Genomic DNA, 16,104 nt, shown 5'->3' on the forward strand with positions numbered 1-16,104 from the left:
GCTACAGCAACAGCGTGGCTGATGAAGCGATGTTGGTGGGGCCTTTGACGACTCGTTGCCGAGTTCGAACAGACAGGAGCAATGGTGCCCATCAGAGCCGTGCGGAGTGTTCACTGGCACGCCGAATTGAACCAGCCCAGCGCAAAGCCGAGATCATCGAACGCACGCGCTGATCCGAGAAGAAGGCCCCGAGAATCTGAGCGTGCACTCAGTTGCGAAGTGGTGCTGCATGAGCCCGCTTGGCCAGATGCACCATTTTCCATCGCTACCGGATCTGTTTGAAGAGCTGCTCACCTAGTGTTATGAAGAGACTGTCAAAGCCTTCGTTGATGCGATGCCGCAAAACCCGACTCTGCGGGATTGGGCGAACGGCGTCGTCTCAGTGATCATGGCCCACCGAGCGCGGGTGCTGGTGGTGCACGGCCTCAGCCTCTGCACTTTCGGCGAGCCCAGCGCCGGCGTCGCACCCACTGTTACACAGTGTTGCAGGCTGACTTCCGTGCCTGCCAGCAAACCCGTAGCCTATACAGGTTGTGCCCACGCAGACTGACGGCGCAAGTCGATCGCGTCGCGTGCACACGGCATCCGCACAATGAGGGATGCCTCACCACGACGCGAGCAGACACAGAGAGGCCGGAGGTGATCGACAGTGAAGTGGTCGGTCATCGAGAAGGCGCTGCCGCTGTTCGCCGACGCGTTCTGGACGACCCTGTGGCTGTCGGCGGTCGGCATTGCGCTCGCCGTCGTGATCGGGGCGATCGCCGCGCTGGTGCGTGAATTCGACGTGCCGGTCGCCGCCAAGGTCGCCGCGACGTATGAAGAGCTGCTGCGCAACACCCCGCTGCTGATTCACCTCTTCTTTCTCTACTATGCTCTGCCAGTCGTCGGCATCAAACTGCCGGCTCAGGCCTGTGCCATCATCGGTCTCGCGCTGATGGGCGGGGCATACATGGCCGGGGCGTTTCGCGGTGGCTTCAGCGGCATCCCCGCCATTCAGCAAGAGTCGGCGCGCGCACTCGGTCTCACACGCCGGCAGCGTGCCCGATATGTCACCCTGCCGCAGGGGCTGGGGCTCAGCGTGCCCGCCGTCGCCGCGAACATGATCTTTCTCGTCAAAGAAACCTCGATCTTCACCGTGATCGCGGTGCCCGAGCTGACGAACACCGCGCGTTACCTGATCGGCATGTACTACCGCACCGACGAGTACCTGCTCATGCTTGTTGTGGCATATGCGATCATCTTGGTGCCGCTGTCGATCGGTTTGACGCTGCTCGAGAGGAGGGTGCGCCGTGGTTCCTTCGGGCATTGAGCTGCTGCTCGACCCCACCATTCTCGGGCGGCTGCTCGGCGGGCTGTGGGTGTCGGTGCGCATCGCTGCGCTCTCGCTGCTGGTGGGCATTCCGCTCGGCATCGTGCTGGGCGCGCTGCGCTTGCTGCCGAGTCGCATTGTGCGCACTGTGCTGCGGCTCTACCTCGAGTTCTTTCGCATCATCCCGACGCTGGTGTTGCTCTTCCTCTTCTACTACATTCTGCCGCGTGAGCTCGGTGTGCAGGTTGGCGGCGAGACCATCGCGGTGGTCGCGTTCGCGCTGTGGGTTGCGGCAGAAATCAGCGACGTGGTGCGTGGTGCATTAGTGTCGGTGCCGGTCCATCAAGTGGATGCCGGGCGTGCGCTGGGACTGAACGCGGTGCAGCAGCTGCGATACGTGCGCATTCCGCAGTCGATCGTGCTGATGGTGCCGGCCACGATCAACCTGGCCACCCGCGTGATCAAAACCACCTCGCTGCTGCTGCTCATCAGTGTGCTCGACGTGGTCAGCGTCGGTCAGCAGATCATGGAGGCCAACCGCGACACCGCCCCCGACGCGCCATTCTGGATCTACCTCTTCATCTTCGTGCTCTACTTCGTCGTCTGCTGGCCGCTGGCGATGTTCGCGAGCCGACTCGAGCGCAGAACGAAGGAGCGCACTCATGGGTGAATCCGCTGAACGATCGCTGCTGGAGGTGCGCGACCTGGCCAAGTCGTACGGTGACCGGCACGTGCTCAAAGAGGTGTCTCTCGAGGTGCCGAAGGGCAGCGTGCAGGTGCTGCTCGGCCCGTCGGGGTCGGGCAAGTCCACGTTGATCCGTTGCCTGAACGGGCTCGAGACGATCGACGGCGGGCGCATCGAGTTCGATGGCGACGTGGTCGTTGACATGGCTTCGGGCACCGGCTCGAAGCGCACCGGCCGTGCGCAGGAAAAGGCCTGGCAGCCGCTGCGCAGCCGTATCGGCATGGTCTTTCAGAGCTACGATCTCTTCCCGAATCTGACCGTCGCCGAGAACATCAGGCTGGCCCCGACGAGGGTGCAGCACCGCGATCGTACCGAGGTCGACGTCGAGATCGACCGACTGCTGGCCCAGGTGCAGATGAGCGACTACCGCGACTCATACCCGCGGCAGCTCAGCGGCGGGCAGAAGCAGCGCGTCGCGATCGTACGCGCCCTAGCAATGCAGCCCGACCTGATGCTCTTCGACGAAGTCACCGCCTCGCTCGACCCCGAGATGGTGCGCGGGGTGCTCGAGATTCTGCTCGGCCTCGCCAAACGCGAGATGACCATGATCGTCGTCACTCACGAGATGGAGTTCGCTCGTCGTGTCGCCGACACCGTGCTCTTTCTCGACGGCGGGGTCATCGCAGAGCGTGCCTCCGGAGCGGAGTTTTTCCAGCATCCGCGCACTGAACGCGCCCAGCGCTTCCTGGCCAGCATGGCCCCGCTCGAGTGATGCCGGGCGACCGGTCGACCTCTCGAACACCTCTGAGGCCCACGTCGTCGCTCGGGTCGCGACGCGAGGTCACGTCGGGCGCGACCATGACATCCGCATGAATTTCGACCCACCAGAAGACGAACGACTGACAACCAGACACAGGAGACACAGATGAAGATTCGCAAGACCATTGCCGCCCTCGCCACCGTAGGCATCGCGGCCCTCGCGCTCGCAGGCTGCTCTGGCAGCGGCTCAGACAGCTCTGACGGCGCGCAGACCGGTGCGACCGTGCAGCAGATCAAAGACAAGGGAACGATCCGCATTGCGACGTTCACCGATCTGAAGCCATACGGCTACACCAAAGACGACGGCACGAACACCGGCTTCGACGTCGAGCTGGGCGAGCGGCTGGCCAAAGACTTGGGCGTCAAGGTCGAGTGGGTGCCGGTGAATGCGGATGCGCGGGTCGACTCGCTGCGGTCTGACAAAGCTGACCTGGTGCTCGCGAACTTCACCGTCACCGACGAACGCAAAGAGGTCGTCGACTTCGGAACGCCGTACATGAAGGTCTCGATCGGGGTGGCGTCGCCAGAGAGCGCTGCAATCACCGACCCCTCGCAGCTGGAGGGCAAGACCCTCGCGGTGAACAAGGGGACAACGGCCGAGCAGTACTTCACTGAGAACTTTCCGCAGATCGAGCAGACGAAGTTTGACTCGAAGACGCAGCAGTTCCAGGCGTTCAAAGACGGGCGTGCGGCGGCGCTGGCCGACGACAACACGTATCTGTACTCGTGGGCGAAGGACAACCCTGGGTTCACCGTGGGAATCAAGCAGCTGGGCGACCAGTCGTTCATCGCGCCGGCCGTGGCCAAGGGCAACGCCGACCTGTTGAAGTGGGTCAATGAGCGTATCTCGTCGCTGACCGACGAGGGATTCTTCGAGCAGGATTACAACGACCAGCTGAAGCAGTTCTTCACAGACGACGTGAAGCCCGACGACGTGGTGTTGACTCGGGATGAGGTTGCTGCACAGACGAAGTAGGTCTGCTGCGGGTGACGCGTCTCGGCCGGACGGGCTCGAGCTGATGGATTTTGGCCGGATGGGGCCGGGCATTGTGCCCGGCCTCTTCTGTTTGTGCGGCGCGAGTGTGTAGAAACTGTTGAACGTGGCGCGAGTGCGTCGAACCTGTGGCACGCGGTGTCAAGCGTGCAGAACCTGTTGAAGGCGGCGTCGAGAATGTAGAAGGTGCGGGACCCGTGTCTGGTGGTCGCAGGTTCTGCGCTCTCGCCGTTGAAATGGTCGGTTGTCGTATTTGATTGGTGCGGCTGCCCTGAGTGAGAGCAGACTCACTCGTGTGTGCGCAATGCGAGAACCATGAGCACACAGGCTCAGAAGCCTGGCGGCTCGCACTTTCAGAACACTGGCGACTCGCATTTTCAGAACACTGGGAACACGCATTGCCAGAACACAGGGACACAGGAACACGCTGTCCCATAGCGATGCACCCGCACAGGGTGCCGATAACAGAGGAGCTGCTCATGACCCAACTGGCTGTTGATCCTGAATACGCCGCATTTCTTGCGGCTCAACACACTGGGGGCGAACCGACCGCAGACACTGAACTGCCCGCCGTCGGCGACATCGAAGGTCGTCGTGAGGCCTTCAAAGGGCTGCTGGGCACCGGAGAGGAGCCTTTCGACGAGACTGAGGTGACCATCTCGGATCACGAGATTCCGGTCGGGGACGGCCAGAGCATCCGCGGTCGACTCTTCACCCCACGGGAGCGACAGTCGGACGCGTTCGGGGTCTACACACATGGCGGAGGCATGATCCTGGGCACGATCGAGCAGTACACTCCGATCATCGCCGGCTACGCAGCTCAGGCTGGTGTGCCGCTGTTCGCCCCCGACTATCGGCTGGCGCCCGAGCATCCGCACCCGACGCCGAGCGAGGATTCCTACGCAGGCCTGGTCTGGGCGTGGGAGCACCTCGACGAGCTCGGCGGCGGCGACCCAGATCGGTTCTTCGTGATCGGGGACAGCGCCGGTGGCAATCTCGCCGCCGGGCTCGCGCTGATGGCACGTGATCGGCGCGGCCCGAAGCTTGCGAAGCAGATTCTCATCTACCCGATGCTCGATGACCGCACCGTGGTGACCGACCCCGCGATTGCGCCGTTTCTGACGTGGACGTTCGAAGACAACATCACCGGGTGGCAGGCGCTGCTCGGAGACAGCGCCGGAGCGTTGGAGCCGGCTTCGCCCTACGCTGTGCCCGGTCGGGCCTCTGACCTCTCCGGGCTGCCCGATGCGTTCATCGATGTGGGTACGCTCGATATCTTTCGCGATGAAGACATCGACTATGCGAAGCGACTGCTGCACGCGGGTGTGCAGGTGGAGCTGTGCGTCTATCCAGGCGTGCCGCACGCCTGGGAGCTGCTTGCGCCGGAGACGGAGTTGGCGCAGGTCGCGCGTGCGAACAGGGCGCGGGCGATTCGCCGAGTCTGAGGGCATCGGGCTAGGGTAAATGGCGCCTTGGCCCGTGCCGACCATGTAGGTGAAGGTTCAACTCCATCGAGTCATGGCAAATGCCGCCCCCCTGACATCGAGACATGGAATTTGGCATGTCTGGAAGGTGTGGGGCGGCATTTGTCATGTCTGGATGCGGCAGGGCGGTCTGCCCGGCGTGAGTGCGCAGAAGGTGCGGGCGTCGCTTGCTGATGGTCGCGCCTTCTGTACTTTCGGTGGGGTTCGGAGGTGTGTGCGGCGCTGAGTGCGCAGGATTTGTCGAATGCGGCGTGAGTGCGTAGCAGGTGTGGCCTTGCTCGGTCGAAGGTCACACGTTCTGTGCTTTGAGCAGGGGAGAGGAGCCCGCGCGCCGAAGACCCGGTGATGCCGGCACAGGGAGGAACCGGGAGGGGGATGCCGGCACAGGGAAGAACCCCGGGCCCAGATGCGTTGCGACTCAAGGCGAGTTCTCGGCAGCAGACCGCAAGCTGCCGCAGTCCACAGTCGTCTGCGGCAGGAGCCGCTGCGGGCAGCTGCGCCAACAACGGTCCACGGCAAAAGGAGCCTCATGCGCAACGACATTCCCCTGAACGTGCTCGACCTCGTGCCGGTCAGCGCCGGCAGCGACATGAACGCAGCGTTCGACGCGTCACTCGACGCGGCGAAGCTGGCCGACGAGCTCGGCTACGAACGGTACTGGTACGCCGAGCACCACAACACCCAGCAGCTGGGAGCGAGCGCAACCGACCTGTTAATCGAGCGGGCGGCGGCGAACACCCACCGCATCCGCGTGGGCTCGGGCGGAGTCATGCTGCCGAACCACCCGCCCCTCATGGTCGCCGAGGCGTTCGGCACGCTCGCGCGGCTGCACCCCGGGCGCATCGACCTCGGCATCGGGCGGGCCCCGGGCACCGACCCGACCACCTCGTCGCTGCTCGCGCGTTCGGGGTCGGCTCCGCAGGCGGTCATGCGCAACATCGCCGATCTGATCGGCTGGTTCGGCCCCGAAGGCCGAGCGCTCAGCGCACCAGTGGTCTCGGGCGTCTCGGCCGGAACGAACGTGCCGATCTGGGTGCTCGGATCGAGCCCGGTCGGCGCGTCGATCGCCGGCGCGATGGGCCTGCCGTTCGCGGTCGCGTCGCACTTCGCGCCCGACGGCATGCAGCAGGTGCTCGAGACCTACCGCGCTGAGTTCAACGCGGACGCTCCCACTGCCCAGGTCGACCGCCCGCGCGTGATGGTGGGCGTGAACGTGATGGTCGCACCGACCGACGCGGAGGCTCGGCGCCTGTGGACGACCGTGCAGCAGATGATGGTCAGCGTGCGCACCGGTGCGCGCCTGCCGCTTCAGCCCGCGGTCGACCCCGAATCGCTGCCGCCCGAGGTGCAGCGGCTCAGCGACGCGATGCTGCGGGTGCGTGCGGTCGGTTCGGCGGATGTCGTGGTTGCGGAACTGCGCGCGCTCGCGGCCGCGACCGGGGCCGACGAGCTCATCACGGTGACGTACGCGCACGATCCGGAAGATCGGCTGCGCAGCATGCGCCTGCTTGCGGAGGCATGGTAGGTGGCAGCCCCAGGCCGATCAGCCGAAGGGGATGACTCCGACCAGCACGCCGACGACGAGCATCACGATCGACACGGCCGCCGCCCGCCACAGCACCTTCTTGTGATGATCGCCCAAGTCGACCTTGGCCAGGGTGACCAGCAGCAGGATGGCGGGCACCAGCGGCGACTGCAGATGGAACGGCTGCCCGATGATCGAGGCCCGGGCCATCTCGACGGGCTCGATGCCGAACTGCTGGGCGCTCTGCGCCAGCACCGGCAGCATGCCGTAGTAGAACGCGTCGTTGCTGATGAAGAAGGTCATCGGAATGCTGAGCACGCCGGTGATGACCGCCAAGTACGGGCCGAGTGAGCTCGGGATGATCGAGACCAGCCAGTTCGACATCGCGTCGACCATGCCCGTGCCGTCGAGCACACCGATCAGCACGGCTGCGGCCATGACCATCGAGACCACCGAGAGCACGCTGGATGCGTGGGCGACGAGCTGCTCGAACTGCGCGCTCGGCTTGGGAAAGTTCACGATGAGGGCCAGCGCCGTGCCAAGCATGAAGACGTAGTAGAGCGGCAGCACGTCGACGACGAGCAGCACCAGCACGGCCAGGGTCAGCACGGCGTTGAACCAGAACAGCTTCGGGCGACGCTTCTCGCGGTCGGGGTCGAGCATGCCGCTGACCAGGCTGTCCTGTGAGACGGTCGTGAGCACTTCGGTGTTCACCGAGCCTGAGAAGCCGTTGGCCGCTGCCAGACGCCGCCGCTCGAGCACGCCGAGGTGCCAGGCGAACGCGAGCATCACCAGCAGCCCGACGCCGAGCGAGGGGAGCATCGGCACGAAGACGTCTGTCGCGCTGACCTGCAGCGCCGCAGCGGCTCGCACTGTGGGGCCGCCCCACGGAATGATGTTCATCGTGCCGTTGGCCAGACCGGCGACGCAGGTCAGCACCACAGGGCTCAGGCCCATTTTGAGGTAGATCGGCAGCAGTGCAGAGGTGACGACGATGAATGTGGTCGACCCGTCGCCGTCGAGCGACACGACGGCCGCCAGCACGGCGGTGCCGACCACGATCTTCACCGGGTCGGTGCCGCACACCTTGGTGATGCCGCGCACAAGCGGGTCGAAGAGGCCGACGTCGAGCATGGTGCCGAAGAACACGATGGCGAAAGTGAGCAGCGCCATGGTCGGTGCCAGACTTTTGACCGCCGGCGTGATCGCATCGCCGAGGCCCCAGCCGATGCCGGTGAACAGGGCGAAGATCGTGGGCACCGCGATCAGTGCCACGGCGGGCGAGAGACGTTTTGTCATGATCAGCACCATGAAGGTGAGGATCATCCCGAACCCGAGAATGACGAGCATAGTGACTCCTTTGTCAGCGCTGTCGAGAAAGCAGCACTCCGCCCTGCGGGGAAACAGAAGCGGCGTGCCGACGTCAGAGTAGGCCGGGCCCGGGGCTTCGGGCGCGGTTGTACGCATTGGACTGCGAAAGTCGCGAAAAACCTATTGTGTGCATTCTGTGCACGACACTGTGTGGTCACCGAGGTGTCATGATCGAGGTGTCGCTAGGCTGAATGCCTATCGGCCGAGAAAAGGAGCTCATGACCCGCACGCCCCGCCGCCATTGGTCGTTCACCGGCCAGATCATCGTGCTGCAGCTGGTCATGATGCTCGGCGTCGCCCTTGTGCTCTCCGGCGCGTTCAGCTGGATCACCTGGCAGCAGCGTCTCGACCAGGCGCAGGCCGAGTCGACTGCGATCGCGCGCAGCGTCGCGAGCGACCCTCAGGTGCAGCGCGCCGTCGAACTCAGCCGAGACGACATCCATCATTCAGACGCTGAGGCGGCCGAAGCCGTCTCTGCTCGCACCGACGTGGCCCGCACTGCGGAGGCCGTGCGGGAGCGAACGGGAGCCCTCTTCGTCGTGGTGGCAGGCCGCGACGGCATTCGTCTCTCGCACCCGAACCCGGACGAGATCGGGCGGCCGGTGAGCACCGACATGGGGCCCGTGCTGCAGGGAGAAGAAGTTCAGATCGAAGAGCGCGGAACGCTCGGCCAATCCGCACGTGCGAAGGTTCCTCTGCGCTCACCGTCTGACGGTTCGGTGATCGGCGAGGTGAGCGTCGGACTGTCTCGCGATCTGATCTGGTCCGGGCTCCCCGCTGCTCTCTGGCCGGTTGCGCTCGCCGCACTCGGCACAGTGCTGCTCGGCGTCGTCGCATCGATCTTGGTCTGGCGGCGACTGCGGCGGCTCACTCTGGGGGTCAGGCCCGAAGACTTCGTGAGCTTCGCGCAGAACCAGGAGGCAACGCTGGAGAGCGTGGACGAAGGCGTGATCGGTGTGGGCGACGACGGTGCCGTCACCACGGCGAACGACGTCGCGATTCGCCTGATCGGCGACGGAGCGCTGGCCGGACGCCGATGGAATGACCTCCCACTGCCCGAGGACCTGCATCGCGCCGTGCGCCGAACGCTGGCCGATCGACGTGGATGCGCGCTCGAAACCGTCGTGGCGAGTCGCGTCGTGCTCGCAGACGTGCGACCTGTGGGCCGCGGCGGTCACGATGTGGGCTGCGTGGTCATTCTGCGAGACAAGACCGACGTGCTGCAGATGACCGAACGCCTGCAGGCGGTGGATGCGATGAGTCAGGCCCTGCGCGTGCAGCGTCACGAGTTCGCGAACCGTCTGCATGCGGTGCACGGTCTGCTCGAGGTCGGGCAGGTCGACGAGGCACGGCGGTATCTGGGCAGGCTGCTCGAACACGGGCCGCTGCGATACCCGGTGCGGCATCTCGACCGTGTCAGCGATCCGTATCTGCAGGCGTTCCTCGGTGCCAAGGGCACGCAGTCCGCAGAACATGGCGTGCTGCTCACCGTCGGCTCAGAGACGGCGTTGAACGGTCGGGTGCACGACGCCGAGACGATCGCCACCGTGCTCGGCAACCTGGTCGACAACGCGTTGCGTGCGGCGATCGATGCCGAGAGGAACGACGACGTCGCCGCACAGCCTTGGGTCGAGGTCGAGATCATGAATGACGGAGACGAATGTGTGTTGGTCGTCGCCGACTCCGGTGACGGCGTGCCTGACGGCATCGATCCGTTCGTCACGACCACGGAACAGCTGTACACGCTCGATGCCGTACCGTCTGTCGAAACCCGAGCCGGTGAGTTCGGCGAGACCGCAGGCGGGCTGTCGGGCGGCATCCGCACACAGCACGGAGGTCTGCTGGCCGGCGCCCACGGCCGAGGCATCGGGCTGCCGCTCAGTCGTGAGATCGCCCGGCGAATGGGAGGCGACGTGTGGGTGGCCTCCGCGCGAACAGAGAACGGCGGCGCGGTGTTCTGCGCACGCCTGCCCAACACGGTCGAGGTCGAGGTTCAGCAGTGTGCCACCGTGAACGATGCAGAGAACGAGGAATGATGACCGATCATCGGGTGCTCATCGTCGACGACGACTTTCGCGTGGCCGACCTGCATGCGCGATACGTCGACGCTGTGGAGGGGTTCAGTGCTCTGGAGCCGGTTCACTCAGGGCGTGCGGCGATCGAGGCAGTGCGTCAAGAGCAGCCCGATCTGCTGCTTCTCGACCTGTATCTTCCGGATGCCAGCGGGATCTCGCTGCTGCGTGAGATCGACGTCGACGCCTTTGTCCTGAGCGCGGCGAATGACGCTGTGACCGTGCGGCAGGTGCTGCGCAGCGGTGCACTGGGCATGCTGATCAAACCGTTTGCGCGCACGCTGCTCACCGCGCGGCTTGAGGCCTATCTGCGCTATCGACGCGTGCTGCGCGAGGGCACTCAGATCGATCAAGAGGCGGTCGAGCGCGCCCAGCGCATTCTGCACAGCGGCGATGCGGCAGCTCCGCGGTCGCGCTCCGAGACGGAGCGTGCGGTCGTGACCGCGCTCGAAGAGGCACAGGATGTGGTGTCGGCCCAGCAGGTCGCCGACTCGATCGGAGTGTCGAGGTCGACGGCGCAGCGGTATCTGACCACGCTGGCGGGCGAGGGCATCGTGCAGGTGCAGCTGCAGTACGGGCAGGCCGGACGCCCGGAGCATCGGTACCGACTCGTGCGGTGACACGCGGTGACAAGCGGTGAGACGGTCGGCTGCGGCGCGTGACGCGTGCTGCGATGCCGACGCCGATGAGTGCGCCGAGACTGTTCATTACGACGTCGTCGAGCGTGGCGTAGCGCGCGGGGAGCAGCACCAGCTGCCCCAGCTCGATCATGCATGACCCAGTGACGCAGATCGCCCAGGCCAGCCACCACCGGTGCCGCGCCATGAGCAGTGCGAGCAGCAGGCCTGCGGGCACGAAGAGCAGCACGTTGGCCGATCGCTCGACGAATGAGTAGTCGAAGAATGCGGGGATGCTGTGCTGATGCAGCCACTTCAGAACGTGCGCGAGCTGCGGGCTGACGTCACTGTCGACCGGCGTGAGCCACAGTGCGACGAATGCGAGCCCGATGACGTAGCAGGCGAGCAGTATGGCGGCGATTCAACGGCGCCGGCGAACACGCTGCCTTGCTCGTTCTACCCCGTGCTGGTCTGGGCGTCCACGTGGTGTTCCCGAGTTGGCCCTCACACCTGAATGCGCAGACCGGGCTCGGCGACTGTGATCGGGCCGTCGAAATGCTCGGCCGCGCGTCGATGCGCCTCGTCATGCATGTCATCGGTGCTGAAATGATTCAGCACGAGATGACGCACGCCGGTCTCAGCGGCAAGCCTGCCGGCCTGCGCGGCGGTCAGATGCCCGTGGCCGCTGAGCACCGCTGGATCGCCGTCGAGATAGGTGCACTCGCAGACGAGAACGTCACTGCCGGCAATGCCGCTTCTGAGACTGGGACAGTCACTGGTGTCTCCGGTGAACGACACGACGCGGCCGTCGAGTTCGAAACGCTGGCAGGCGGTCGGCACGGCGTGGTGGGCGGCAGCCGTCGTAAGCCTGAGCTCGCCCAGCCGCGGCGGCAGGGCCGGAGTCACAGCGGCAGGTGTGCTTCCGATCGGCGTCTCGGCGAGCTGAAAGCTGCCCTCGATCGGGCTGTGCATCGTGGGCAGGGTCGGAATGCCGAAGAGCGCGTCGAAGTCGCGCACCCGATGCGTCTCGCCGGCGGGAACGTACAGGGGAATGCGAGGGAGCACCTCGGGGAACGTCCACCGGTAGGCGAGGGCCATCAGATCTAGGCAGTGATCCGCATGCAGATGGGTCAGCGTGATCGCAGCGATCTCAGAGAGCTCATGTCGGCGGCAGAACTCACCCATGACGCCGGGGCCGGCGTCGACCAAGACGCAGGCGTCGCCTGCCAGAACCAGCGACCCCGAAGCGGGGCCGCACTTCGTTGGCGCGGTGGCGTTGGCGCCGAGAATCTCAATGCGCAGCGTCATCGTGCGGCCTCCTCGGCGAAGAGCGCGGCCCCACCTGGTCGCAGCGACAGGGCGACGTGAGCCCCGACCTGAATCTGACGGCCGTCTCCGGGCGACATCGTGACGGGAAGCCGAGTGCCTGAGACGTCGACTGTCAGCAGGTGTCGCTCACCGGTGTACTCAGAAGCGAGCACGAGACCGATGACGGATGCTGAGGCATGGTCGTGCAGCGCCGCCCGTTGCGAGGGTGCGCCCGGCGAGACGAGCGACGGGCTCGCCTCGAGGCTGTCGCGGCGTACCAGCATGTGCGCAGAGCCGGCGGCGGGAACCTCGTCGAAGGCCACATTGGGGATGCGCCAGGCACCGTCGAAGGCGTGCACCGCCTCATCGGTGACGGTCACGTCGAGCAGAGCCGCATTGCAGAGAAAGTCGGCGACGAATGCGTCTGCCGGGTGCGCCCAGATCTCTTGGGGCGAACCGACCTGCACCACGTGACCGTCGCGCATGACGGCCACGAGGTCGGCCATGGTCATGGCCTCCTGCTGATCATGGGTGACGATGACCTGCACACTGTCGGTCACCGACTGCAGAATGCTGCGCAGCTGGCGTCGCATGCTCACCCGCAGCTGCGGGTCGAGCGCCGAGAGGGGTTCGTCGAGCAACAGCGCATCAGGACTGATGACCAGTGCCCGGGCCAGAGCCACACGCTGTCGCTGACCGCCAGAGAGCTCATTGGTGCGACGACGGGCAAGGTCTTCGAGCTGCACGAACGAGATTGCCTCTTGCACGCGAAGAGAGCGTTCGTCACGTGGCACGTGCCGCACGCGCAGCCCGTACTCGACGTTGCGCTGCACATTGAGGTGTGGGAAGAGCGCGTAGTTCTGCGGCACGAGGCCGATGTTTCGCCGTTCTGAAGGCAGCGAGGTGATGTCTCGCCCGGCAAGTGTGATCGTTCCCGAGTCAGGTGTGAGCAGCCCGCAGATCGTCTTGAGCAGCGTGCTCTTGCCACAGCCTGACGGCCCCACGATCGCGAGGGTGCGGCCGGCGGGCACGTCGAGGGTGATGTCAGAGAGCACCGTCTGACTGCCGTACGAGACGTGCAGGCTTTCGATGCGCAGACCGCGGTCGCGGCTCTCTGCGGTGCGCTTGGGTTCGGACAAGAGTCAGGCCTTTCGTGTGATTGTGGCAGAAGAGCTCTGACGCCGGGTCAGCAGAACGACGACGAGCAGCACCGGCAGTAGGCAGAGTAGAAAGAGAATGGTCTCGGCTGAGGCCACTTCGAGGCGCTGCGTCGCATAGGCGTCGAACAGCGCGAACGGAGCGAAGGTTGAGGCCGGAGGGTTGACGAAGAAGCTGATGTTGAACTCGCCGAACGACAGGGCGAAAGCCGTGATGGCCGCCTGTCCCAGAGCGATTCGTATTGCTGGGAGGGTCACGGTGCGTGCGCGGGTGAGTGTTCGCGCTCCGAGTGTGCGAGCGACGATCTCGGCCTCTTGCACTGCGGGATCGCGCAGGGCTGGAATCAGCGTCGCGAGGGTGAATGGGAGCGTGAAGACCAAGTGCCCGCATGCCAGCAGCAGACCACTGGCACGCAGCTTGGGGTACAGCGTGACGAGAGCGATGCCCAAGGCGATGCCCGGCACCGCGAGCGGAAGGTTCACCACCTGGCCGACGAGCTTCGACAGCCAGGAGCCGCTGCGCGCGATCCAACCGCTCAGGCCGTAGCCGAACACGAGGTTGGCGACCGCGATGACCGCCGCCAGAGCGAGGCTGCGGGTGAGCATGGGGCCGAGCTGCGACACGGCTTGGGCAAGCCACTCGAAGGTGATGCCTGCGCCCCACGGTCCCTGGGCGAAGTTCACGCTGGTGGCAGCGACGAAGCAGGCGCCGATGGGAATGAGGGTGAATGCGAGTGCCAGCCAGACGGTCAGACGGTCACTCCAGGAAGTGCGATTCAACGGGAACGCTCCAATCGTGAGGTGAGCAGACGAGAGACGATGAGAATGCCGGTCGCAGTCAGGGCGAGAACGATGGCGAGAGCCGAGGCCTGTGCAATCGCGTAGTGATTCGTCAGCGCGTCAGACACCGACAGCGGCAGCAGACGCATGCTGCCTTCCGAAAGCGTGGCGATCGTGCCGTACCCGCCCAGTGCGACGGCGGCGACGGTGCCGAACACGCTGACCATGGCCGGCAGCAGCGTGGGTAGCGTGACGGTGAACCACGACTGGGTGGCCGAGGCGCCAAGCACCCGTGACGTGTCGATCGCGTCGCTGTCGAGACCTTCGACTGCCGCCCTCAGAGGTGACACGGCCCGTGGCAGTGAGAACGAGATGTAGGCGATCAGAATGCCGAGCGGCATGTAGGCCATGCCGTTCAGCGCCGGAATCATTGCACCGAGGATGCCGGTGCGACCGATCAGGATGATCGCGAAGAAGCCCATGATCGTTCCGGGCAGTGACATGGGCAGCGTCAGAATCGCTTCGCTCAGCGACGTCGGATGCCCTGTGCGTGCCCGTCGGCTGAGGGCGATGCAGATCGGAACGGCGGCGAGGGTCGTGATGGCGGCTGCGCCGCCGGCGATCAGCAGCGAGTTGCAGAGCTCTGAGAGCAGCGAGCCATTCGTGAACGCCTGCGTGAGGTACGAGAACGTCGGCCCGGCGCTCTCCCCGGTGCCGAGTCTTCCGAGCCCCAGCGACGACATCAGCAGAAAGGCGAGGGGAACGATGCCGAAGAAGACCAGCAGAATCGTTCCGGGCAGGGCCGCCAGAAGCCAGCCGGCTGTCGACTGTCTTCGGGCGGCCCGTGGGGAGTGCTGAATGCTCATGTCAGCGGTTGGCGACTTGAGCCGTGTACAGGTCGATGAACGACTTCTGCTCACTGCCCATCTTGATGAAGTCGACGGTCTTGGCGCGCTCATAGTCAGCGTCGGGCAGCACCTTCGACTTGACGTCGTCGGGCATGGAGCCGAGAGCCGGGCGCATGTAGCCCTTGGCGAAGAGTGACTGCCCCTGCTCAGAGAAGTAGAAGTCGAGCAGCCGCTTGCCGTTGTTCGGGTGCGGGGCGTCTTTGACCAGCCCCACGACATACGGCATCTGCAGACTGCCCTCCTGCGGAATCACCACGTCGACGTTGCTGCCCTTGTCTTTGAGGTTGTAGCCGTTGAAATCGGTGTCGATGAGAATGGGAATCTCTCCCTGAGAGACCTTGGCCGTCGCAGTCTGAGCGGGAGTGACCGCACCGTTGTCTTTGAGCTTTCCGAGGTAGTCGAGGCCGGGCTGCCAGTTGTCGAGGTCACCGCCCATGGCGAGGTTCGCCGCGGTGGCGACCGAGTAGCCGACCGCTGCCTGCGAAGGATCCAGATAGCCGACCTTCCCGTGGTATTCGCTCTTGAGCAGATCGGCCCACGACGTCGGCGTCGGCAGGTCGCCCAATGCGTCTTTGTTCACGATGAACGCGACGGTGCCAGTGTGCACGGTGTGCCACAGGTCATCGGAAGACTTGAGGTCTGCCGTCTCGTTCTCGGTGCCCTTCGGTGCGTAGGGCTGCAGCAGGCCGGCATCGGTCAGCTGCTGCGCGAACGCGATGCCCACATAGGCGACGTCTGCCACTGGTGCGTCGCGTTCCGACTGCATGGCAGCGAGCGCCTGTCCCGAGTTCTTGGGGTCGTTCGGCGCCTGGATGCCGGTCTCTTGGGTGAACGACGAGAGCACCTCGCCGTAGTTGCCCCATTCCTTCGGGCTGTTGTAGGTGATGACGCTGTCGCCATCCTGCTCGCCGTCTGCTGATGAACTCGACGATCCCGAGCAGCCGGCCAGGCCGACCAGCAGCGCGGCCGTCATGCCGACGGCGGCGATTCCTTGATACTTACGCAATTCTGACTCCTCTGGATGCTGTATTCCGCTCTCGCAGCGACCCTTGTCGACGTCGCGAGCTCCGACTGC

The 16,104-nt window shown here is 65.1% G+C and carries 14 protein-coding genes and 1 pseudogene; 8 read left to right on the forward strand and 7 right to left on the reverse strand.

All coding sequences use genetic code 11. From position 1 onward, the window contains the following. The first annotated feature begins 649 nt into the window (after positions 1 to 649). From F8O08_RS01940 to F8O08_RS01965, 6 genes are all read left to right on the forward strand, one after another. On the forward strand, positions 650 to 1,309 hold the full coding sequence (locus tag F8O08_RS01940) for an amino acid ABC transporter permease (RefSeq protein WP_158042406.1): 660 nt from the start codon (positions 650 to 652) through the stop codon (positions 1,307 to 1,309). Then, a complete protein-coding gene (locus F8O08_RS01945; RefSeq protein WP_158038790.1) occupies positions 1,290 to 1,979 on the forward strand; it encodes an amino acid ABC transporter permease in 690 nt (229 codons plus the stop codon). Before F8O08_RS01940 ends, F8O08_RS01945 begins: the two co-directional genes overlap by 20 nt. Beyond that, positions 1,972 to 2,766, forward strand: a complete 795-nt coding sequence (locus F8O08_RS01950) for an amino acid ABC transporter ATP-binding protein (protein ID WP_158038789.1) — start codon at positions 1,972 to 1,974, stop codon at positions 2,764 to 2,766. Before F8O08_RS01945 ends, F8O08_RS01950 begins: the two co-directional genes overlap by 8 nt. A gap of 153 nt (positions 2,767 to 2,919) precedes the next feature. Then, positions 2,920 to 3,789, forward strand: a complete 870-nt coding sequence (locus F8O08_RS01955; protein WP_158042407.1) for a transporter substrate-binding domain-containing protein — start codon at positions 2,920 to 2,922, stop codon at positions 3,787 to 3,789. A gap of 497 nt (positions 3,790 to 4,286) precedes the next feature. After that, positions 4,287 to 5,252, forward strand: a complete 966-nt coding sequence (locus F8O08_RS01960; protein ID WP_158042408.1) for an alpha/beta hydrolase — start codon at positions 4,287 to 4,289, stop codon at positions 5,250 to 5,252. 568 nt (positions 5,253 to 5,820) lie between these two features. Beyond that, positions 5,821 to 6,816, forward strand: a complete 996-nt coding sequence (locus F8O08_RS01965) for an LLM class flavin-dependent oxidoreductase (protein WP_158042409.1) — start codon at positions 5,821 to 5,823, stop codon at positions 6,814 to 6,816. Between the two features lie 18 nt (positions 6,817 to 6,834). Here F8O08_RS01965 and F8O08_RS01970 read toward each other — a convergent pair whose 3' ends face one another. Beyond that, positions 6,835 to 8,166 carry a CitMHS family transporter gene (locus F8O08_RS01970; RefSeq protein ID WP_158038785.1) on the reverse strand — a complete coding sequence of 444 codons (1,332 nt, stop codon included), beginning with the start codon at positions 8,164 to 8,166 and terminating at the stop codon, positions 6,835 to 6,837. 239 nt (positions 8,167 to 8,405) lie between these two features. Here F8O08_RS01970 and F8O08_RS01975 point away from each other — a divergent pair, with 239 nt between their 5' ends. Further along, entirely contained in the window at positions 8,406 to 10,223 is a 1,818-nt protein-coding gene (locus F8O08_RS01975) for a sensor histidine kinase (RefSeq protein ID WP_192497685.1), read from the forward strand. Beyond that, the gene (locus F8O08_RS01980) at positions 10,220 to 10,879 is read left to right on the forward strand and encodes a response regulator (RefSeq protein ID WP_158038783.1); all 660 of its coding nucleotides are present in this window, start codon (positions 10,220 to 10,222) and stop codon (positions 10,877 to 10,879) included. The genes F8O08_RS01975 and F8O08_RS01980 overlap by 4 nt, the downstream gene beginning before the upstream one ends. 58 nt (positions 10,880 to 10,937) lie before the next feature. Here the strand turns inward: F8O08_RS01980 and F8O08_RS01985 are convergent. The 6 genes and pseudogenes from F8O08_RS01985 to F8O08_RS02010 all read right to left on the reverse strand — a co-directional run. Beyond that, a pseudogene (locus tag F8O08_RS01985) lies at positions 10,938 to 11,297 on the reverse strand (VanZ family protein); the annotation flags it as partial. A gap of 83 nt (positions 11,298 to 11,380) precedes the next feature. Further along, on the reverse strand, positions 11,381 to 12,184 hold the full coding sequence (locus tag F8O08_RS01990; RefSeq protein ID WP_158042411.1) for an MBL fold metallo-hydrolase: 804 nt from the start codon (positions 12,182 to 12,184) through the stop codon (positions 11,381 to 11,383). Continuing rightward, entirely contained in the window at positions 12,181 to 13,323 is a 1,143-nt protein-coding gene (locus tag F8O08_RS01995; protein WP_158042412.1) for an ABC transporter ATP-binding protein, read from the reverse strand. Before F8O08_RS01995 ends, F8O08_RS01990 begins: the two co-directional genes overlap by 4 nt. Positions 13,324 to 13,326: 3 nt before the next feature. Then, positions 13,327 to 14,121: an ABC transporter permease gene (locus F8O08_RS02000; RefSeq protein WP_225733532.1), complete on the reverse strand. Its 795-nt coding sequence runs from the start codon at positions 14,119 to 14,121 to the stop codon at positions 13,327 to 13,329. Continuing rightward, on the reverse strand, positions 14,118 to 14,987 hold the full coding sequence (locus tag F8O08_RS02005) for an ABC transporter permease (RefSeq protein WP_192497686.1): 870 nt from the start codon (positions 14,985 to 14,987) through the stop codon (positions 14,118 to 14,120). Before F8O08_RS02005 ends, F8O08_RS02000 begins: the two co-directional genes overlap by 4 nt. A gap of 1 nt (position 14,988) precedes the next feature. Continuing rightward, positions 14,989 to 16,035, reverse strand: coding sequence for an extracellular solute-binding protein (locus F8O08_RS02010; protein WP_225733533.1), 1,047 nt, complete (start codon positions 16,033 to 16,035; stop codon positions 14,989 to 14,991). Positions 16,036 to 16,104 lie beyond the last annotated feature (69 nt).

It is taken from the genome of Pseudoclavibacter sp. CFCC 13611 (genome assembly GCF_008831225.1).
GTDB lineage: Bacteria > Actinomycetota > Actinomycetes > Actinomycetales > Microbacteriaceae > Pseudoclavibacter_A.